We start from the raw sequence: 19,365 nt of genomic DNA on the forward strand, positions 1-19,365 counted from the left end.
CCGCACGCTGGAAAAGCGGCAGGGGATGCAGACCGGCTGCCCCGAGGAAATCGCCTTCGAACAAGGCTGGATCGACCGCGCCGCCATGGCCGCCATGGCCGAGAAATTTGCCAAGAACGACTACGGAAAATATCTCAAACGCCTTCTGGACTAACCCGATCTTAATCCCGCTGGGCGAAGATGCAGGTCAGAGCTTGTATCCTCTCGCCATGATTCCGGGGTTTGCGTCCTGTCCGCGCGACAGGGCTGGTTGACCACGTCCCGCAGCCATCGGCTGACAGCGATACAGGCCATGTGCGACGCATGGTGGACGGGTATGCTGGCAGGACAATCGGTATTGATCACGGGTGGCGCGGGCTTCATCGGCGCGCGTCTGGCGATGACACTCTCGGACCGTCACCGCGTGACGGTATTCGACAATTTCAACCCGCAGGTCCATGACGCCGTGCCGCAAACGCGGATGCGTCTGGCCCGTCACGGTGTCGATGTCATCACCGGCGATATCCGCGATCCGCGTGAGGTGGGGGCCGCCGTGGCCCGGACCCGCCCGCGTGTGATCTATCATCTGGCGGCGGAAACCGGCACCGGCCAGTCCTATTCCAAGCCCACCCATTACACCGACGTCAACGTGATGGGCACCGCGCACCTGATCGAAGCGGTCCGCCGCCACGTCCCGGATCTGCCCCGCATCATCCTCGCCGGCTCCCGCTCCGTCTATGGGGAAGGAAGCTGCATCGACGCGCAGGGTCGCCCCGCCTGCGCCATGGACCGGCGACAGCCTGATCTGGACGCCGGGCTGTTCCAGCCGCGCAGCCGCACCGGCGCCCTGCTGACCCCGGTGCCCACCGATGCGACCTGCCCGATCGCCCCCGCCTCGGTCTATGCCTCGACCAAACTCATGCAGGAATATCTGCTGTCGCAGGCATTCTGGGGCACGCCAACGCGGGTCGGTATCCTGCGCCTGCAGAATGTCTATGGTCCGGGGCAGTCGATGAACAATCCCTATACCGGTGTGCTGTCGATCTTCTGCCGCCAGATACTGGACGGGCAGGTGCTCGATATCTTCGAAGACGGGCAGATCACCCGCGATTTCGTGCAGGTCGATGATGTCGTGCGCGCCTTCGCCATGATGGGACAGGCCCGCGCCATGCCGCAGGAGGTGCTGGATATCGGCGCAGGGCAGGGGGCCACGATCCTGTCGGTGGCGCAGACCCTGCTGGCCTGCCTTGGCGCACCGCCCGACCGGCTGGTCGTGACGGGCGCCTATCGCCCGGGGGACATCCGCCATGCGGTCGCCGATATCAGCCGCGCCGTCACCCTGCTGGGCTGGCAGCCCGACGTGGCGCTGCCCGACGGCCTGGCCCGCCTCGCCGCATGGTCACGCGATCAGGTCAGCTATCCCGCAAGGGCCATCAGCTGAACAGCCATACAGGGATAGGCAAGGACAAGAGGCATACGGCCATGACAACGCACATGATCAGGACGGATCATCCGACCCCGCCCGACACCGGGATTGCCGGATGTGACACACTTGTTGGTCTCTATTCCTTCCCCAAAAGCGGCAATACCTGGCTGCGGGCCATCATCGCCGCGATCTTCCAGGTGCCTGTCGCATCGGGGATGATGGCCGAATATGTGATCGACACCCATATGGGGCAGGCCATCGGCAAACGGCCCTGGCGCCAGTTCGACAGAAGCTGGTGCTTCTACAAATCGCACAACAAGACCCCGGCGATTCCCGATGGCGACAGGATGATCCACCCCGACCGGATCATCTATATCTACCGCCACCCGCTGGATATCTTCACCTCCTACCTCAACTACCTCTCCGGCAACGTCACGGCCCTGTCGCAAAAGGTCTTCGGCTTCACCTTCGACCGGGTCGAGGATCTGACCAAGGCCGAGATGAGCCGCCTTCTCGACCGTTTCACCACGCACGGCACCTTCGATCCGCGCGCGGCCAATCCCTTCGGCAGCCTGTTCGACAGCATCGACAACTACACCGCCCTGCGCGACGCGGGAGGGCCGGTCCATATCCTGCGCTATGAGGATCTGATCGACGATTTCGACACCGCCGTCAGCGCCATCTGCGCCTTTCTCGACGTCCCCCTGACCACGGGCGATCTGGACCGTATCCGCCAGATCTCCGAAGGCTTGACCGCCGGGGATGGCAAATTCTTCTGGAAACGCAAGGTCGGCACCCATCGCGACTATCTCGACCAAAGCCAGATCGACACCTTCTGGCAGCGCCATCAGGACCGGATGCACGCCCTGGGATATCACCGCTGATGCCGCCCCGCACTCGCCAGACAGGACAACCCGAACCGCGACCGCACCCGCCAGAGCCATATGCGGCGGCCATCTACGTCATCCAGCACAAGGCCGAGGCTGCGGCCCATGTCAGACTGGCTCTCACGGACCTGCTGGCCATCGCCACCCGCGTGATCGTCGTGACCAACGGCGACAGCCTGCCCGATGTGCAGGCCACGCTGGCCGGTCTCGACAGGGGGCAACGTGCCACCGTGATCTCGCATGACAGGGATGGCGCGATCCTCTCGGCCTATCGCGCGGGTCTGGGGCGTCTGTTGCGCGACGGGCCTGTCACCGGCCATGTGATCCTGACCGGCTATCACGTTTTCGGCCCGATCCGCCCCGACGGCTGGCGCGATCTGCAGCGCGATGCCGATCTTCTGTCGGCCTATTGGCACAACGCCGCTCTCGACCCGCGCCTGCGGTCCCGTGCCGACATGCCCGACAAACTGCCCTATCTGGACTTCGCGCTGCTCTCGCCCGCGCTGGTCAACGATCCCGGCTTCCAGAAACTCTGCCACGATCTGCCCCTCTTCAACGACTATTGGGATCAGATCGAGCGTGGTCTGGTCCCGCTGGCCCGGTTCCTGCGCGATACCGGCCGCCGTATCGCCTGGGCCATACCGGAGGACGCGATGCAGACCGCCGATCCGCGCCACTATTAGGTGCATCGCCTCGTCGCCGAAGGCGCACCCTGCCTGCCGGTCTCCGTTCTGATGCTGGACCCGCTCCTCCATGACCTGAACGGGATCGACCTGCGCGCCGCACTCGATGGTCTGCGCGCGCGCAATCCTGCCCTCTACAATGCCGTGATGGCCTTTGCGGCGGCGCGCGTGCCGCTGCGCGCCTTCACCACCATCGCCGATCAATACGAGGTGTTAAGCACGCATTACCCCTCGGACCGCGGCACATGGGATTTCGGGCCCGTCGCGGTCTTCATCCATGCCTTCTATGCCGAGATGATGCCCGAATTCTGGGCGCTGATCGCAAAGTTTCCCATGCCTGCCCATCTCTTCCTGTCTACCGCCAGCGATCAGGACAAGGCCATGATCGAAGCCTTTCTGGACGCACAGCAATGGCCCGCCGCCCATCGCACCGTGCGTGTCGTGGCGCAGAACCGCGGGCGCGACATGTCCGCGCTGTTCATCACGTTCCGTGACGTGGCCCTGTCCGGCGATTATCAGGTGGCGCTGCGCCTGCATTCCAAACGAACGCCGCAGGTCAGTCGACAGGTGGCCGAAGGGTTCAAGGCACATCTTTTCGACAATCTGGTTCATTCGCCCGCCACGATCCGCCAGTTGCTCGACCGGTTCGAGGCCGAGCCTGACCTCGGGCTGGTGATTCCCCCTGTCATTCACACAGGTTTCGGCACTTTGGGCCATGCCTGGTATTCCAACCGCGAGGTTGTGCGGGATCTGTCTGCCCGCATGGGCCTGAACGTGCCGCTCGACGCGGATACCCCGGTGGCCCCCTATGGCACGATGTTCTGGTTCCGCATCCCGGCGCTGCGGGTGATGTTCGACTGGCCCTGGCAGTGGGAGGATTACAATCCCGAACCGCATCACATCGACGGTGGCCTCGCCCATGCGCAGGAACGGCTGATCGGCTATGCCGTTCAGGCCAGCGGCTATCGCACCCTCTCGGTCATGACGCCGCAACTGGCCGCGCGCAACTATGCAAGGCTGGAATACAAGATGCAGCTCTTCGCCGCGCGGCTTGCCTCGCATCACCTTCTGGATCAGCTGGCACAACTGGACCGCAACGCCGAAACCTTCGGCATCCGCCTGATCAGGCGGCTTCGTGTGATCTATGGCCGCATCATCCGCCGCTTTCCCGGCGCGCGCGCCTATCTCAAGCCTGTGGCGCGGCGGATCCTGCCCCTGCTGACACCGGGGTATCGCCTGTGACGTCCCACACAGGGCGCGGCGCTGTCACGCAACGAAAAACGCCGCCCAAAGGGGCGGCGTTCTCCAAGTCCTGCGCGGAGTGGATCAGAAACCCAGACCGGCGTATTTGTTCTTGAACTTCGACACACGGCCGCCCGCATCCATCAGACGCGAGGAGCCACCGGTCCAGGCCGGGTGCACCGTGGGGTCGATATCCAGCGACAGCGTGTCGCCTTCCTTGCCCCAGGTCGAATGCATCTGGAAGGTCGAGCCGTCGGTCATCTTGACGGTGATCATGTGATAATCGGGGTGGATGTCTTTTTTCATCGTGCCGATCCTTATGCTTCAGCGCCCGAACCGGGCTTGTAGTTGGCGACTTCTGCGATACGGGCGGATTTGCCGCGACGCGCGCGCAGATAGTACAGCTTGGCGCGACGGACACGACCACGACGCACCACGGTGATGCTGTCGATATTGGTCGAATAGAGCGGGAACACACGCTCCACGCCTTCGCCGAACGAAATCTTGCGGACCGTGAACGACCCGGCAATGCCCTTGCCGTTCTTGCGGCTGATGCAGACGCCTTCATAGGCCTGCACACGGCTGCGGGTGCCTTCGGTCACTTTATAGCCGACGCGGATCGTATCGCCGGCCTTGAAATCGGGAATTTCCTTCCCGAGGGCGGCAATCTGTTCCGCCTCGATCTGTGCGATCAGGTTCATCGCGGGTCTCCTATCTGCTTGCGGTTTGTCCCGCAAAGTTTGCCACGTCCTCAGAGCTCTTGGTCTTCAACCGGGTCCGCCTGCCGAAATTCGGTGCGCCCGCCAGAGGTCAGGTCGTCGTTCCTTGGTGCTGCGTCCCGGTTCATCCGTGGTGCCGAAGAAGGCAACCTGAACCAAAGACATCAGGTCCGATAGACTCAACACAGTCCCGGACGCGCGGGTCATACCGGGCCGCGCCCCCTTTGGCAAGAACCGAATCCCGCGCGATCAGCCGTCCGGCTTGTCTGTCCGCGCCTCATGAGCCGCCCACAGATCGGGCCGACGCGCCTTGGTGATGGCTTCCGATTGCGCCCGCCGCCACGCAGTGATCTTGCCGTGATGGCCCGACTGCAACACCTCGGGGATCACGCGCCCGCGCCATGCGGCAGGCCGCGTATACTGCGGATGCTCCAGCAACCCGTCCGAGAAACTTTCCTCCTCGGTCGAGGCCGCATTGCCCAGCACCCCCGGCAACAGCCGCACCGTGGCGTCAATCAGCGCCATCGCCGCGATCTCGCCGCCGGTCAGGACGAAATCGCCCAGACTGACCTCCTCGATCGCATAGGCCTCCAGCACCCGCTCATCCACACCCTCGAACCGCCCACACAACAGCGTCACCCCATCCGCCGCCGCCAAGCGCCGCGCCATGGCTTGCGTCAGCGGCGCCCCGCGTGGGGACAGATAGATCACCGGCCAGCGCCCCCGCGCGCCCTCCGCCGCCGCATCCAGCGCATGACCCAGAACATCAGGCCGCAGCACCATCCCGGCACCCCCACCCGCGGGCGTGTCATCCACATTGCGATGCTTGCCCTCGCCAAATTCCCGCAGATCAATCGTCCGCAACGCCCACCGCCCCTCGGCCAGCGCCTTGCCCGTCAGGCTCTCGCCCAGAACACCCGGAAAAGCCTGCGGCACCAGCGTGATCACCTGCGCCACCCAAGCCCCCGCCAGATCAGGCGTATCCGTCACCAACTCCCGCGGACGCAGCGTCGCGCGGATCGACTTGCGACCATGGGATTTCAGCGGGGCAGGGCCCTCGGGATCGTGTTCTTGCGTCATGCCAACCCCATAGCGCCTTTTCCACCGGGGCAAAAGATGCCCGATTGCGGCCACTCCACCACCGGCCTAGGGTCGCTGCGACTGCTGCAGGACCAGATGCACCGATGACCGATGACCGCACAAGGCTGGCCGATGCCGCCCGCGCCGCATGGCAAGAGGCCGCCCCGCGCCTTGAGCTTGAGGCCAGGGCCTGCGCGACCCAGATCCTCAGCGCGCGGCGCGAAGCAAAGGGCGGGCGCATCGTCATGCACATCATGCCCCGCGACGGTGCCGACAGCCTCATCCTGAAACTGCGTCTCGGCGGCGACCCCGCCGCGCTGGAACAGGCCGCCCGCGCCTATCGCCTTGCCGCCACCAGCCTTGCAGGACAGCCCGGTCTGGCGGTGCCGCGCCTCATCATGACCCTGCCCGCGCATCACGCGCTGATCCTGTCCTACAGCCCCGGCACCGACGCCCGCAGCCTCTTGGCGGACAGCACGAACCCCGACGATCATATCCCGGTCCTGCGCGCCGCTGGCCTCTGGCTGGGCGCGCTGCACCGGGGACAGCCAGCCGCCCCCGCTGCCTTCGACCCCGCCCCCGCCTTGCGCGGACAGGCACGGCGCGCACGAACGTCCGTGGCACCCCGCCAAACGGCCTTGGCCCGTCTGATCGCCCGTGTCCGGACATTGGCCGTGCCACTGCCTGACAGGACATGGCCCCAAGCCGTGATCCATGGCGACATGACGCTGGGCAACCTTCTGATCGCCCCGGATCAGATCACCGGCATCGACGTCGAGAATGATACACCCGCCCCGCGCGCACGGGATATTGCGATGCTGCTGATCGACCACGAACTCTGGTTCGGGCATCACCCCGCCGCGATTCAGGCCTTCTGGCAGGCCTATGGCAACGACCTGCGCCATGATCCGCTGCTGCGCTTCCACATCGCCCTGCGACTGGCCCGTCTCTGGTCCGACATGCCCGCGCACCCAACCCAAGCCAGCCCCCGCCGCGCGCATCTCTGGGCCGGGCTTCAGGCCATGACTGCCCGTCTGGAAAGCAAGGACGCAAGCTAAGCCCTGGCCGCCTCTGACACCATCGGGCAAGTCAGCGGTCTGATGTCGCCCGCGTGCCAAGGCTGCACACTTGCGCTTGCAACACCCATTGGCGTGGGGTGCGCGGCGTCTTGCATCTGCTGTGAACGCGGCGCAGGCTGAACACGCAACTGGATGGAGGAAACCGATGCCTGTCTTGAACCGCTTTGCCGAAATGCTGCCCGAGATTTCAGCCTGGCGGCGTGATATCCACGCCAATCCCGAACTGCGTTTTCAGGAGCATCGCACGGCGGCCTTTGTGGCAGCCAAACTCAAGGAATTTGGCTGTGACGAGGTCGTGACCGGCTTCGGCGAAACCGGCGTGGTCGGCGTGATCAACGGCAGATCAGCCACGTCCGGCAAAACCATCGGCTTTCGCGCCGACATGGACGCCCTGCCGATCCATGAGGCGACCAAACTGCCCCATGCCTCGACCGTGCCGGGGAAAATGCATGCCTGCGGACATGACGGGCATACCGCGATGCTGTTGGGGGCGGCGAAATATCTGGCCGAGACGCGGAATTTCGACGGTCGGGTCGTCCTGGCCTTCCAGCCCGCCGAAGAAGGCGGCGGTGGCGCCCGCGCGATGATCGACGCAGGCTTGATGGAACGGTGGGGCATCGCAGAAATCTACGGCATGCATAACATGCCCGGCATGCCCCTCGGCGCATTCGCGGTCCGCACCGGGCCGCAGATGGCCTCGCCGGACAAGTTCGAAATCATCGTGCGCGGCACGGGCGGCCATGGTGCCATGCCGCACAAGGGCGTGGATACGACATTGGTGGCGTCACATATTGTTGTCGCCCTGCAATCCATCGCGTCCCGCAACATCAATCCCATGGCCAATGTGGTGGTGTCGGTCTGCGGCTTTCGCACCGAAACCGACACATATAACGTGATCCCGAACTCTGTTCACATGCGCGGCACGGTCAGGACATTCGAGCCCGCGGTGCAACGCCTCGTGCGGGCCCGCATCGACGCGCTGGCCACGGCGACGGCTGCGGCCTACGGCGCGGTGGCCGAGGTGACGCATACCTCCGGCCCGCCCGCGCTGGTGAACCACGCGCGCGAGGCGGATCTCGCCGCCGAGGTCGCGCTGTCCGTCGCAGGCGTGGCACAACGCGATCTGGAGCCGACAATGGGCGGCGAGGATTTCTCCGAAATGCTGCTTGAGCGTCCCGGCGCCTATCTCTTCATCGGCAACGGCGACAGCGCCGATCTGCACAACCCGCATTACGAGTTCAATGACGAGATCATCCCCGTGGGCTGCAGTTGGTTCGCCGCAATGGCAGAACGCCGCATGCCGCTGGCCTGACGCGCGCCGCCGGGCGCGCAGCAACGCATCTGCCAGATCGCCCCGACAAGCGGAAAGGGACGCAGTCCCTCTCCGCGCCCCCTTTCATCTTGCCAAAAATACTCGAAATCCACCGGGCGAAGCCGGGATCAGCACAAGCCGTCTTGTCCTGCCCCCTGCGCGGCAATCCGTTAAAATATGGTAAACGCGGGCGCGTAACGCGTTGAAAACACACAATCCGAAAAATGTCCCATCGTGGGACACCCCTCTGATGCGGGCTAGAACAACCCCTCCGGCGGGTCCGCGATGATGCGCCCGCTGGCCAGATCGACGGTCGGCACCGCCTCCATTGTAAAGGGCAGCAGCACCGTCTCGGATGAGCCCGGCACCTGCACCTCAAGAATATCGCCCGCCCCGTGATTCAGAACGGCCTTGACCCGCCCCAAGCGCGCGCCGCCACTGTCCAGCACGTCCAGCCCGATCAGGTCAGCGTGGTAATATTCATCGTCCGGCAGACCGGGCAAACGGTCCCGCGGCACGAAGAGCTTCACACCTTTCAGCGCGTCCGCCTCTTCCTTGGTCTTCACCCCCGACAGGCGCACCAGCAGCCCGTTTGTCAACTGCCCCTCCAGCGCCACGTCAAAGCTGCGGCTGCCATCCTCGGTCACAAGTGGGGCATATTCCCCGATGGCCACCGGATCGGCCGTAAAACTTTTCAAACGGACTTCGCCCCGGACACCGAAAGCGCCCGCGATGACCGCCACGCAGATCAGATCGCTCATGTTGAGACCTCGTCCTTCCTTGTTTCAGCGCGTCTCGACCGTCAGGTGATCGCGCCGCACCTCCCAGCCCTGCCGTTCCAGTTCGGGCGTCTCGCTCTCGGCCTCGGGCCAGCCGATGCAGAGATAGGCCACCAGCCGCCAGCCTTCGGGCACCGCCAGATCCTGCGCCAGCCGTGCCGGATCAAGGATCGACACCCAGCCCACGCCCAGCCCATGCGCCCGCGCCACCAGCCAGAATTGCATGACCGAGGCCACGACGGAATAGCGCCGCATCTCGGGCATGGTTGCCGCACCCAGGCCGTGCCCGGTCGCGGTCGCCTCGTCGCACCAGACCGTCAGATGCACCGGCGCCTCGCGCATGCCCGACAGTTTCAGCCCCGCATAGAGCGCGGCCTTCTCGCCGTCATACCCGGCCAGCGCCTGCGCATTGGCCGTTTCGAAATTGGCCAAGGCCGCGGCGCGCGCGGCCTCGCTTTGAACCCGGATCAGCCGCCACGGTTGCGACAGCCCCACCGAGGGGGCCAGCAGAAAAGCGTCGAGGCAATGCCGCAGCATTGCCTCGTCCACCGGGTCGGTGCGAAAGCGCCGCACATCGCGACGCCAGCGCATCAGCGCGGTCAGTTGGTCCTGGAATGCCGTGTCGAAGTCCTGCATCCCGACCTCCTGACTTATTCCTCGGCAGCAGCCTCTTCGGCGGGTGCGTTGGCTTCGGCCTCCTTGGCCGCTTTCTGCGCGGCGCGGTCCTTGGCTTTCTTGCCCGGCTCGCCCTTCTTGGGGTTGCTGCGCTCGGTCTTGGGGGTCACGCCAGCGGCTTCCAGCATGCGGGCCACACGGTCGGTGGTCTGCGCGCCTTGGGCCAGCCAATGCTTCACACGCTCGACATCCATACGGACGCGGTCTTCGCTGTCTTTCGGCAGAAGCGGGTTATAGGTGCCCAGCTTCTCGATGAAACGACCATCGCGGGGCATGCGGCTGTCGGCGGCCACGATGCGATAGAAGGGGCGTTTCTTGCTGCCGCCACGGGCCAGACGGATTTTCATTGCCATGTCAGTTTCTCCTTTGGATGGCTTGGGTTGACGGGCTTCCCCGCCAAATGGTCTTGTTACTGTTGGTGTTTCTTGTGGTGTTGAATGACTTCCTGAATGATGAACTGCAGGAAAGCCTTGGCGAATTCCGGGTCCAGATCGGCGTCCTGCGCCAGCTGTTCCAGCCGGGCAATCTGGCGCGCCTCGCGATCGGGATCGGAAGGGGGAAGGTCGTGCTGCGCCTTCAGGCGCCCCACGGCCTGCGTATGCTTGAACCGCTCACCCAGCGTATAGACAAGGATGGCATCCAGCCGGTCGATGCTGGCACGATGATCGCGCAGCACCTCGGCGGCACGTTCGGCGGTGGTCTGTGTCATGCCGCTTCCTCCATCTTGGGGTGGCGATAGACGTGGCAGGGTTTGTCGAAAAACACGGTCTCGCGCTCGAACGCCGCACCCAGCCGTTCGGCCAGACGGATCGAGCGGGCATTGTCCGGCCGGATATAGGAAATCACGCCGTTCAGCCCGAAGGCCCGCACGCCATGCGCCCGCGCCGCACTGACCGCTTGAAAGGCAATGCCGCGCCCCTCATGGCCGCCCCAGACCTGCCAGCCCAGTTCCGGCTCGTCCCAGCCTTCGCGGAAGATGAAGCCGCACATGCCAACCGGCTGCTGATCCGATGCGATCACCCACATGCCGTAACCGCGCAGCGCCCAATGGCCAAGGTTGCCGGAAATGATCCGCCACGCATCCACACGCGGCAGCGGACCGCCGACGAACTGGCTCCGCTCGGTCGCATAGAATGCGGCAAGCGGTTCCAGATCGCTTTCCTGAATGGCGCGCAGGGTCACATCGCCCGCGTCCAGCATCGGAATCTCGAAGGCAAACCGCGTCATGCGTAGGCCTCCACCGATCCGTCATTGTCCAGCGATTCCGGGCCGGGATGCCGATAGAGCATCTCCTTGCCCATATAGACATTCTGATAGGTCCGCTCCAGCCATGCGCCCAACCGCTCGGCAAGCGCGACCGAGCGGTCATTGCCCGGCACGATATTCGATGTCAGGGTCATGAAGCCCAATTCGGTATAGGCCCATTCCCGCGCCCGCGCCGCCGCTTCATGCGCGATACCGCGCCCCTCGAAACCGTCGAACAGCGCCCAGCCCAGTTCCGGCTCGGGCCAGCCATCGGGATTCCAGACGCCGGTGATTCCCGCCACCTCGCCGCTCTCGCGGTCCTCGATGGTGAAATAGCCATAGCCGTGGATATGCCAATGCCCCACGTTCAGCCCGAACCAGCGCCACGCGTCATGACGGTTGTCATAGGACCCGAACCCCCAGGACCGCTCGCGATCCGTCAGAAAGGCGATCATCGGCTCGATGTCGCCATGCTCCGGTCCGCGCAGGATCAGGTTCTGCGTCTCAAGACGCGGGGCCTGCGTCAACGGCGCGACAGGCAGGGAAGAGGAGGGCGCCTGCATCACTTACTTCTTCTTTCCGAAACCGCTCAGACCGCCCGGCAGCTTCATGCCACCCAAGCCACCGGGGCCCGTCAGACTGGACGGCAGCTTGCCGCCCGTCATCGCCTTGGCGGCGGCTTCCAGCGCCTGGGGGTCCATCTGCGACGGGTCCATCCCGCCCGCAGGCATGCCCCCTTTGCCGAACATGCCCTTCATGGCCTGTTTCAGCATGCCCCCTTTGCCCATCTTGCCCATCTTCTTCATCATGTCCGCCATCTGGCGGTGCATCTTCAGAAGCTTGTTCAACTCGGACACTTCCATGCCCGCACCCGCCGCGATCCGCTTCTTGCGGCTGGCCTGCAACAGATCGGGGTTGGCGCGTTCCTTCTTGGTCATCGACTGGATCAGCGCGATCTGCCGCTTGAGGATACGGTCGTCAAAGCCCGCATCCTTGACCTGTGCGGCCATCTTTCCCATGCCGGGCATCATGCCCATGATGGATTCCATCCCGCCCATCTTCAGCATCTGTTCCAGCTGCATCCGCAGGTCGTTCATGTTGAACTGACCCTTCTGGAAGCGCTTCATCATCCGCTCGGCCTGTTCGGCCTCGATGGTCTCCTGCGCCTTCTCGACCAGCGCGACGATGTCGCCCATGCCAAGGATACGGCCCGCCACGCGCTGCGGCTCGAAGGTCTCCAGCGCGTCCATCTTCTCGCCCAGACCGACAAAGCGGATGGGCTTGCCGGTGACAGCCCGCATCGACAGCGCCGCACCGCCGCGCCCGTCGCCATCCATCCGCGTCAGGATCACGCCGGAAATGCCGACCTTGGCGTCAAACTCCTCGGCCACCTCGACGGCGACCTGACCGGTCAGACCATCCACAACCAAAAGCGTCTCGCGCGGCTTGACCGCGTCGCGGACATCCTCGACCTCCTGCATCAGGGTCTGGTCGATCTGCAACCGGCCTGCGGTGTCCAGCAGGTAGACGTCATAGCCGCCAAGGCTGGCTTGCGTCTTGGCGCGTTTGGCGATCTGCACGGCGCTTTCGCCCGCCACGATGGGCAGCGTGTCCACCCCGATCTGCTGGCCCAGAATCTGCAACTGCTGCATGGCGGCGGGGCGGTAGATATCGAGCGAGGCCATCAGCACCCGCTTGCCATCCCGCTCTTTCAGCCGCTTGGCCAGCTTTCCGGTGGTGGTGGTCTTGCCCGAGCCTTGCAAACCGACCATCAGGATCGGGGCAGGCGGGTTGTCGATCTTCAAGGCACCGGGATCTTCCGACCCCGTCAGCACGTCTACCAGCGCGTCATGCACGATCTTGACGACCTGCTGGCCCGGCGTCACCGATTTGGTCACGGCCTGCCCGGTCGCCTTGGCCTGCACGGCGGCCACGAAATCCCGCGCCACGGGCAGCGAGACATCCGCCTCGAGCAGGGCCACGCGCACTTCGCGCAGGGCGGTTTTCACATCCTCATCGGACAAGGACCCCTGACGGGTCAGCCGGTCAAACACACCAGAGAGGCGTTCGGACAGATTTTCAAACATCTAAACGGCTCCTTTGCCCGTTGCGTTTGACGCTTCAGATAAGAAGCGCCGCTCTCCTTGCCAATGATCCCCGGGACCGGACCATGAAAACCGGAACAGCCCCCGTGGGCGCAACGCGCTGACGGGGGGCGATCCCGGGCCAAGCCCAAGGGACCGGAAGTTCTGACAGACCTCCGGAATGGCGCAGGCTTTAGGCGCGCCCGCTGGCAGAGTCAAGCCGTTCAGCCCTTTGCCCCTTGTCATCGCCGCGTAACCCGCGTTTTTATCGGGACATGTGCAACCCTGCACAGAACGCAGCCCACCGCCCAAGGAGACCCCGATGGACAACTGGGATGAAATCCGCACTGCCTATCACGTCGCCCGCATGGGCACGGTCAGCGGCGCCGCCGAGGTGCTGGGCGTTCACCATGCCACCGTGATCCGCCATATCGACGCGCTGGAACAGCGGCTGGGCGTCAAACTCTTCCAGCGTCACCCACGCGGCTATACCGCGACCGAGGCGGGCGAGGATCTCTTGCGCGTCGCCGCCGCCACCGATGACCAGTTCGCGCAACTGGCAGGCCGCATCAAGGGGCGCGGCAAGGATGTCTCGGGCGAGCTGGTGATCACCTCTCTTGCCGGGCTGGAGGCGTTGATCCTGCCGGTTCTGGCCGCCTTCCGCGTGGCGCATCCCGGCATCATCCTGCGATATCTGACGGGCGAACGTCTCTTCCGTCTGGAATATGGCGAGGCGCATGTGGCGATCCGCGCCGGATCTGTTCCAGACCAGCCCGACAACGTGGTCCAGCCCTTCATCAGCATGGCCCCCGCGCTTTACGCGACCCCTGCCTATGCCGACCGCCACGGCCTGCCCGACGGACCCGAGGATTTCACCGACCATTTCTTCGTCGCCAATGACGACAAATCCAACCGCGCCCCCTTCAACCAATGGCTCTGGAACACCATCCCCGAAGAGAACGTCGTTTTCCGCAGCACCGATATGGGCGCGCTGGAAATGGCCGTGCTGCGCGGCATGGGCATCGGCTTTCTCAGCCAATGGGAGGCCGACGCCCACCCTGAGCTGCTGGAGATCGCACCCTCCCGCCCGGAATGGGAGGCGCCGCTCTGGCTGGTCACCCATGTCGATCTGCACCGCACCACCAAGGTCCAGACCTTCCTCTCCTTTCTCAAGGCACAGGCACGCGGCCAGCCGCTTGACGCCGAGGCACAGGGAACCCGCGACACATGAGCGGTCAGGCGCGCGGCCATCTGGCGATGCTGCTCTTCTCTGCGCTGGTCGCGGGCAGCTTCTCGCTGGGGGTCATGGCCGCGCCCCATATCGACCCCGCTGCTTTGACCGCGCTGCGCTTCTGGCTGGCCGCCGCCATCGTGGGCACCGCCGCCGCCTTGACCACCGGCCTGCCGCGCCGCGCGCTGCAAGCCCCTTGGCGCTACCTGCTGCTGGGCGGCATGTTCGGCATCTACTTCGTGCTGATGTTCGAGGGCCTGAAAACGGCGCAGGCCGTCTCGGCATCGGCAGTATTCACCCTCACGCCAGTCATCGCGGGCATCGCGGGCTGGTTTCTGCTGCGCCAGATCACCACGCCGCGCATGGCGCTGGCGCTGGCCATCGGTGCCGTGGGCGCGGTCTGGGTGATCTTCCGCGCCGATCTGGCGGCGCTCGCCCGGTTTCAGATTGGCCGGGGCGAGGCGATCTTCTTCGTCGGCTGCATCGCCCATGCCGTCTACACGCCGATGGTGCGCAAACTGAACAGGGGAGAGCCGCCCGTTGTCTTTACCTTCGGCATGCTGATCGGCGGCGGGCTTCTGGTGACGGCATGGGCCTGGCCCGCGATCCGCGCCACCGACTGGATGGCCCTGCCGGGGATCGTCTGGATCACGCTCGCCTATGTCTCGATCTTCGCCAGTGCGACAACCTTCGTGCTCTTGCAATACGCGACCATGCACCTGCCCTCGGCCAAGGTGATGGCCTACACCTATCTCACCCCAAGCTGGGTGATCCTGCTGGAATTCGCCCTTGGCAATGGCCTGCCCTCGGCATGGGTGCTGGGCGGGGTCGCGCTGACCATTCTGGCGCTGTTGCTGCTGTTGCGCGACGACGCGCCCGCCCCGGCACCCACACCTCAATCCCCCTGAACGGCCAGACCCTCGTCCTCGCCCGGCAATTCCGCCGCCAGAAACCGCTCGAAGGCGTCAAGGTTCACCGGTTCGAATTGCCCGAACCCCTGCATCCAGACACTTGCCGCGCGCAGCGCGTCTGGTTCCAGCTTGCACCACTTCACGCGGCCCCGCTTCTCCTGCGTGATCAGCCCCGCCCCCGCCAGTATGGCCAGATGCTTGGAAATGCCCGCAAGGCTCATCTGGAAAGGTTCCGCCACATCCGTCACGGCCATGTCATCCTCCAGCAGCATCGACAGGATCGCGCGGCGGGTCGGGTCGGCCAAGGCGGCAAAGACGGTATCAAGCGGATCGGTCATGCCGCCATTAAGCGCGCATGCCCGCAATCGTCAACCGGATGGTTGAATATGCCCACCGGCCCCGCGTGGCCGCAAAGCACCCTGCGACAGAACAGCTTCACGGTTTCATCTTGCTATAAATACTCATTAAAACAATAGCTTGTCGTGAATGCGGCGCTGCGGCAAGGGCGCTTGACTCACAACGTCCCTGCGCATAGCAATGCGCCAACCATCCGAAGGGGGGTCTCTGGCGTGACGGGTCCGGATCAGCAGCGGCAACTGGCCGAGCTTGAGGCAAGGATCGCGGCGGCGAAAGCGGCTCACGCGCCCAAGCCCCGTGCGGATGAACACTACTCGCAGGCCAATCTGGCATGGCGCATGGTGATCGAACTTGTGGCCGGTCTGGGGATCGGCTTCGGCATCGGATACGGGCTGGACAGCCTGTTCGGGACGCTCCCGATCTTTCTGGTGCTCTTCACATTGCTGGGCCTTGCGGCAGGGGTAAAGACGATGCTCCGCTCCGCACAGGAGGTCCAGAAGACCAAACAGGCCGATGAGGCTGACGAGACAGGCGCCCCAAGGGGCTGACGGCAAGAGGACGGGTCATGGCAACGGATGCAGCGACAGGCACGGGTCTGAAATTCGATCCGATGGGACAGTTTCTGGTCAAGCCGCTGTTCGGCGGTGACGTGGTGAACTGGTACACGCCGACCAACGTGACCCTGTGGATGGTCATCGCAATCCTCGGCATCACCGCGATGCTGGTGCTGGGCACCTCGCGCCGCGCCGTGATCCCGACCCGCAGCCAGTCCATCGGCGAACTGGCCTATGGCTTCGTCTACAAGATGGTGGAAGACGTGACCGGCAAGGACGGTCTCAGGTATTTCCCCTATATCATGACCCTGTTCATGTTCGTTCTGTTCTCGAACTTCCTCGGCCTCGTGCCGATGGCCTTCACCACCACCAGCCATATCGCTGTGACAGGCGTTCTGGCGCTGGCCGTGTTCCTGACCGTGACGATCCTCGGTTTCGTCAAGAACGGCCCGGCCTTTCTGGGCATGTTCTGGGTGACAAGCGCGCCGCTGGCCCTGCGTCCGGTTCTGGCGCTGATCGAGGTGATCAGCTACTTCGTGCGCCCCGTCAGCCACTCCATCCGTCTTGCCGGCAACATGACCGCAGGCCACGCCGTGGTGAAGGTGTTCGCCGCCTTCGCAGGGCTTGTCGCCCTGTCGCCGCTGGCCATCCTGGGCGTTGTCGCCATGTATGGCCTCGAAATTCTGGTCTGCTTCATTCAGGCCTATGTGTTCACCATCCTGACCTGCGTCTATCTGAAGGACGCGCTTCATCCCCACCACTAAGGTCCGGATCATTCCAGCCATTCCAACCAAGGAGAGAGTTCAAATGGAAGGCGATATCGCAGAAATGGGCAAGTTCATCGGCGCAGGCATCTCGGCGCTGGGCATGGGTCTTGCCGCCCTCGGTGTGGGCAACGTTGCCGGCAACTTCCTGGCAGGCGCACTGCGCAACCCCTCTGCCGCAGCTGGCCAGACCGCCACGCTGTTCATCGGCATCGCATTCGCAGAAGCACTGGGCATCTTCTCGTTCCTGGTCGCTCTGCTGCTGATGTTCGCCGTCTGATACGGACGACGATTCAAGATCGGATGGGCCTGACGGGCCCATCCATCCACCACGGCACGTTTCCCAAGGGAGAACGACATGGCAACCGAAGCAACGGGCGCAGCATCCGGCCCCGGCATGCCGCAACTGGATTTCTCGACCTTCGGCAACCAGATCTTCTGGCTGCTGATCACGTTGGTCGTGATCTATTTCATCCTCTCCCGTATCGCCCTGCCGCGGATCGGTGCCGTTCTGGCCGAACGTCAGGGGACGATCACCAACGATATTGCCGCAGCCGAAAACCTGCGTGCCAAGGCCATCGAAGCCGAGGCTGCCTATAACAAGGCCCTCGCCGACGCCCGGCTTGAAGCGAACCGCATCATTGCCGAGGCCAAGGCCGACATTCAGGCCGATCTCGACAAGGCGATTGCCAAGGCGGACGCCCAGATCGCGGCAAAAGCTGCCGAAGGCGAGAAAGCCATCGCCGAGATTCGCGCGACCGCCCTTGAGAATGTCACCGAAGTGGCCAAGGACACCGCCAAGGAAATCGTCGCCGCCATGGGTGGCAAGGCCGATGCCCGCAGCGTGACCGCCGCGGTCAACGCCCGGATGAAAGGGTGACTCCGATGCGCAAGCTGATCCTCCTCCCCGCGCTTCTGGCGCTGACCTCCAGCCCGGCACTGGCCGCGGAAGGTCCGTTCTTCTCGCTGAAGAACACCGATTTCGTGGTTCTGGTCTCCTTCCTGATCTTCATCGGCATCCTGTTCTATTTCAAGGTGCCCGCAATGATTGGCGGCCTGCTGGACAAGCGCGCCGCCACCATCAAGTCCGAACTGGAAGAAGCCCGCGCCCTGCGGGAAGAGGCGCAGACCCTGCTGGCCTCCTACGAGCGTAAGCAGAAAGAAGTGCAGGAACAGGCCGACCGCATCGTCGCCCAGGCCCGTGACGAAGCCAACGCTTCCGCTGCACAGGCCAAGGAAGACCTCAAGGCATCCATCGCGCGCCGCATCGCCGCCGCCGAGGATCAGATCGCGTCCGCCGAAGCAGCCGCCATCAAGGAAGTGCGCGACCGTGCTGTCGTCATCGCCATTGGTGCGGCCCGTGACGTGATCGCCAAGCAGATGACCGCCGCTGACGCAGGCAAGACCATTGACGAGGGTATCGCCATCGTGGATGCCAAGCTGCACTAATCCGCGCGGAAAATCCCGAAAAGAACAAAACCCCGCAGCCCACTGCGGGGTTTTTTCATGCCCGCAAGGAACGCCGTAGGCGCGCCGCCACCCTAGCGACGCTGCTCGTGCTCATAGCGTTGCCGCGCAATGGCCTCGTGATGCTCGGCCCGCTTCTGATCGGTCAATGCCTGCTCGACGAAATTCAGATGCGCCTCGACCGCCGCCCGCGCTCCGGCAGGATCGCGCGCCTGAATCGCCTCGTTGATCGCGCGGTGCTGATCCAGCAGCAGATCGCGGATACTGCGATTGCGGAACATGATCTGCCGGTTGTAGAACACGCCCTCGCGCAGCAATTCATACATCGACCGCATCATGTGCAGCATGATGACGTTGTGACTGGCTTCGATGATCGACAAGTGAAAATCCGCATCCAGCAGCGCTTCATCCGCCGGATCGCGTTTGGTATGGGCGGCCAGCATCTTGTCAAAGATCGTCTGGATCACCCGCAGATCGGTGTCCGAGGCCAGCCGCGCCGCCCGTTCCGCCGCCAACCCCTCCATGTCCCGGCGAAAGGCGATATAATCGAATACCGCCTCGTCATGGGCTGCGAACAGCCGGATCAGCGCAGGCGAAAACGCCCCGCCCAGCACATCGGCCACATAGATCCCCGCCCCGGCCTTGCTGGTCAGCAGCCCCTTGTCCTGCAACTCGGCCACCGCCTCGCGCAGCGAGGGGCGGGATATGCCCAGCCGCTCGGACAGTTCACGCTCGGACGGCAACCGTTCGCCGGGCCGCAGGATGCCGCGCAGGATCAGCAATTCGATCTGATGGGTCACACTGGTCGAAATCTTCTCTGGCTGAACAGACCGGAACGGCATGGCTTACCTCGTTTGAATTGGTAAAATCATATGACCGGTATTCCGCCCC

Annotated in this window: 25 protein-coding genes and 1 pseudogene; 14 read left to right on the plus strand and 12 right to left on the minus strand. The window is 64.3% G+C overall.

Annotation, left to right across the window (positions count from 1 at the left end; translation table 11 throughout):
• The 5 genes and pseudogenes from PVW27_RS16270 to PVW27_RS16290 all read left to right on the plus strand — a co-directional run.
• Window positions 1-154, plus strand: a pseudogene (locus PVW27_RS16270) (glucose-1-phosphate thymidylyltransferase); the annotation flags it as partial.
• A 96-nt stretch (window positions 155-250) separates the two neighbouring features.
• Window positions 251-1,420: an NAD-dependent epimerase/dehydratase family protein gene (locus PVW27_RS16275; RefSeq protein WP_274559548.1), complete on the plus strand. Its 1,170-nt coding sequence runs from the start codon at window positions 251-253 to the stop codon at window positions 1,418-1,420.
• Window positions 1,421-1,461: 41 nt separating this feature from the next.
• Entirely contained in the window at window positions 1,462-2,289 is an 828-nt protein-coding gene (locus tag PVW27_RS16280) for a sulfotransferase domain-containing protein (RefSeq protein WP_274559550.1), read from the plus strand.
• Entirely contained in the window at window positions 2,289-2,975 is a 687-nt protein-coding gene (locus PVW27_RS16285; RefSeq protein WP_274559552.1) for a hypothetical protein, read from the plus strand. Before PVW27_RS16280 ends, PVW27_RS16285 begins: the two co-directional genes overlap by 1 nt.
• Window positions 2,976-3,026: 51 nt before the next feature.
• On the plus strand, window positions 3,027-4,217 hold the full coding sequence (locus PVW27_RS16290) for a rhamnan synthesis F family protein (RefSeq protein WP_274559554.1): 1,191 nt from the start codon (window positions 3,027-3,029) through the stop codon (window positions 4,215-4,217).
• Between the two features lie 84 nt (window positions 4,218-4,301).
• Here PVW27_RS16290 and rpmE read toward each other — a convergent pair whose 3' ends face one another.
• The 3 genes from rpmE to trmD form a co-directional block, all read right to left on the minus strand.
• A complete protein-coding gene (rpmE, locus tag PVW27_RS16295; RefSeq protein ID WP_274559555.1) occupies window positions 4,302-4,523 on the minus strand; it encodes a 50S ribosomal protein L31 in 222 nt (73 codons plus the stop codon).
• A gap of 11 nt (window positions 4,524-4,534) precedes the next feature.
• Complete coding sequence (gene rplS / locus PVW27_RS16300) at window positions 4,535-4,918, minus strand: 50S ribosomal protein L19 (RefSeq protein ID WP_274559556.1); 384 nt, start codon at window positions 4,916-4,918, stop codon at window positions 4,535-4,537.
• Window positions 4,919-5,185: 267 nt separating this feature from the next.
• Window positions 5,186-6,016 carry a tRNA (guanosine(37)-N1)-methyltransferase TrmD gene (trmD, locus tag PVW27_RS16305; RefSeq protein ID WP_274559558.1) on the minus strand — a complete coding sequence of 277 codons (831 nt, stop codon included), beginning with the start codon at window positions 6,014-6,016 and terminating at the stop codon, window positions 5,186-5,188.
• A gap of 104 nt (window positions 6,017-6,120) precedes the next feature.
• Between trmD and PVW27_RS16310 the strand changes: the two genes are divergently transcribed.
• On the plus strand, window positions 6,121-7,074 hold the full coding sequence (locus tag PVW27_RS16310; RefSeq protein WP_274559560.1) for a phosphotransferase: 954 nt from the start codon (window positions 6,121-6,123) through the stop codon (window positions 7,072-7,074).
• 166 nt (window positions 7,075-7,240) lie between these two features.
• Complete coding sequence (locus tag PVW27_RS16315) at window positions 7,241-8,407, plus strand: M20 aminoacylase family protein (RefSeq protein WP_274559562.1); 1,167 nt, start codon at window positions 7,241-7,243, stop codon at window positions 8,405-8,407.
• Between the two features lie 257 nt (window positions 8,408-8,664).
• Here the strand turns inward: PVW27_RS16315 and rimM are convergent, their stop codons facing one another.
• The 7 genes from rimM to ffh are packed head-to-tail and all read right to left on the minus strand — an operon-like array spanning window position 8,665 to window position 13,193.
• Window positions 8,665-9,168 (minus strand): ribosome maturation factor RimM, encoded by a 504-nt coding sequence (gene rimM, locus PVW27_RS16320; protein ID WP_274559564.1) that lies wholly within the window; start codon window positions 9,166-9,168, stop codon window positions 8,665-8,667.
• A 24-nt stretch (window positions 9,169-9,192) separates the two neighbouring features.
• Entirely contained in the window at window positions 9,193-9,822 is a 630-nt protein-coding gene (gene bluB / locus PVW27_RS16325) for a 5,6-dimethylbenzimidazole synthase (protein ID WP_274559566.1), read from the minus strand.
• Window positions 9,823-9,836: 14 nt separating this feature from the next.
• Window positions 9,837-10,214 carry a 30S ribosomal protein S16 gene (gene rpsP / locus PVW27_RS16330; protein WP_274559568.1) on the minus strand — a complete coding sequence of 126 codons (378 nt, stop codon included), beginning with the start codon at window positions 10,212-10,214 and terminating at the stop codon, window positions 9,837-9,839.
• A 56-nt stretch (window positions 10,215-10,270) separates the two neighbouring features.
• Window positions 10,271-10,570 (minus strand): chorismate mutase, encoded by a 300-nt coding sequence (locus tag PVW27_RS16335; RefSeq protein ID WP_274559570.1) that lies wholly within the window; start codon window positions 10,568-10,570, stop codon window positions 10,271-10,273.
• Window positions 10,567-11,088 carry a GNAT family N-acetyltransferase gene (locus tag PVW27_RS16340; RefSeq protein WP_274559571.1) on the minus strand — a complete coding sequence of 174 codons (522 nt, stop codon included), beginning with the start codon at window positions 11,086-11,088 and terminating at the stop codon, window positions 10,567-10,569. The genes PVW27_RS16335 and PVW27_RS16340 overlap by 4 nt, the downstream gene beginning before the upstream one ends.
• Window positions 11,085-11,669 carry a GNAT family N-acetyltransferase gene (locus PVW27_RS16345; protein ID WP_274559573.1) on the minus strand — a complete coding sequence of 195 codons (585 nt, stop codon included), beginning with the start codon at window positions 11,667-11,669 and terminating at the stop codon, window positions 11,085-11,087. The genes PVW27_RS16340 and PVW27_RS16345 overlap by 4 nt, the downstream gene beginning before the upstream one ends.
• A gap of 3 nt (window positions 11,670-11,672) precedes the next feature.
• Window positions 11,673-13,193, minus strand: a complete 1,521-nt coding sequence (gene ffh, locus PVW27_RS16350) for a signal recognition particle protein (protein WP_274559575.1) — start codon at window positions 13,191-13,193, stop codon at window positions 11,673-11,675.
• Between the two features lie 319 nt (window positions 13,194-13,512).
• Between ffh and PVW27_RS16355 the strand changes: the two genes are divergently transcribed.
• Both PVW27_RS16355 and PVW27_RS16360 read left to right on the plus strand, forming a co-directional pair.
• Entirely contained in the window at window positions 13,513-14,421 is a 909-nt protein-coding gene (locus tag PVW27_RS16355; RefSeq protein WP_274559577.1) for a LysR family transcriptional regulator, read from the plus strand.
• Window positions 14,418-15,329 carry a DMT family transporter gene (locus PVW27_RS16360; protein WP_274559579.1) on the plus strand — a complete coding sequence of 304 codons (912 nt, stop codon included), beginning with the start codon at window positions 14,418-14,420 and terminating at the stop codon, window positions 15,327-15,329. Before PVW27_RS16355 ends, PVW27_RS16360 begins: the two co-directional genes overlap by 4 nt.
• Here the strand turns inward: PVW27_RS16360 and PVW27_RS16365 are convergent.
• Window positions 15,317-15,670, minus strand: a complete 354-nt coding sequence (locus PVW27_RS16365) for an ArsR/SmtB family transcription factor (RefSeq protein ID WP_274559581.1) — start codon at window positions 15,668-15,670, stop codon at window positions 15,317-15,319. The two genes, PVW27_RS16360 and PVW27_RS16365, sit on opposite strands and share 13 nt — an antisense overlap.
• Before the next feature lie 231 nt (window positions 15,671-15,901).
• On the opposite strand from PVW27_RS16365, the gene PVW27_RS16370 reads away from it, so the two are divergent.
• The 5 genes from PVW27_RS16370 to PVW27_RS16390 all read left to right on the plus strand — a co-directional run bounded on the left by PVW27_RS16370 (window position 15,902) and on the right by PVW27_RS16390 (window position 18,456).
• On the plus strand, window positions 15,902-16,237 hold the full coding sequence (locus PVW27_RS16370) for an AtpZ/AtpI family protein (protein ID WP_274559583.1): 336 nt from the start codon (window positions 15,902-15,904) through the stop codon (window positions 16,235-16,237).
• Window positions 16,238-16,254: 17 nt separating this feature from the next.
• Window positions 16,255-17,007, plus strand: a complete 753-nt coding sequence (locus tag PVW27_RS16375) for a F0F1 ATP synthase subunit A (protein ID WP_274559584.1) — start codon at window positions 16,255-16,257, stop codon at window positions 17,005-17,007.
• A gap of 43 nt (window positions 17,008-17,050) precedes the next feature.
• The gene (locus PVW27_RS16380) at window positions 17,051-17,287 is read left to right on the plus strand and encodes a F0F1 ATP synthase subunit C (protein WP_230801883.1); all 237 of its coding nucleotides are present in this window, start codon (window positions 17,051-17,053) and stop codon (window positions 17,285-17,287) included.
• Window positions 17,288-17,365: 78 nt separating this feature from the next.
• On the plus strand, window positions 17,366-17,887 hold the full coding sequence (locus PVW27_RS16385; protein ID WP_274559592.1) for a F0F1 ATP synthase subunit B': 522 nt from the start codon (window positions 17,366-17,368) through the stop codon (window positions 17,885-17,887).
• 5 nt (window positions 17,888-17,892) lie between these two features.
• The gene (locus tag PVW27_RS16390; protein WP_274559594.1) at window positions 17,893-18,456 is read left to right on the plus strand and encodes a F0F1 ATP synthase subunit B; all 564 of its coding nucleotides are present in this window, start codon (window positions 17,893-17,895) and stop codon (window positions 18,454-18,456) included.
• A gap of 92 nt (window positions 18,457-18,548) precedes the next feature.
• Here the strand turns inward: PVW27_RS16390 and PVW27_RS16395 are convergent, their stop codons facing one another.
• Window positions 18,549-19,316 carry a FadR/GntR family transcriptional regulator gene (locus PVW27_RS16395; protein WP_274559596.1) on the minus strand — a complete coding sequence of 256 codons (768 nt, stop codon included), beginning with the start codon at window positions 19,314-19,316 and terminating at the stop codon, window positions 18,549-18,551.
• Between the last annotated feature and the right edge of the window lie 49 nt (window positions 19,317-19,365).

Origin of the sequence: Seohaeicola sp. 4SK31 (assembly GCF_028802875.1) — a bacterium.
In the GTDB taxonomy this organism is placed as follows: domain Bacteria; phylum Pseudomonadota; class Alphaproteobacteria; order Rhodobacterales; family Rhodobacteraceae; genus Seohaeicola.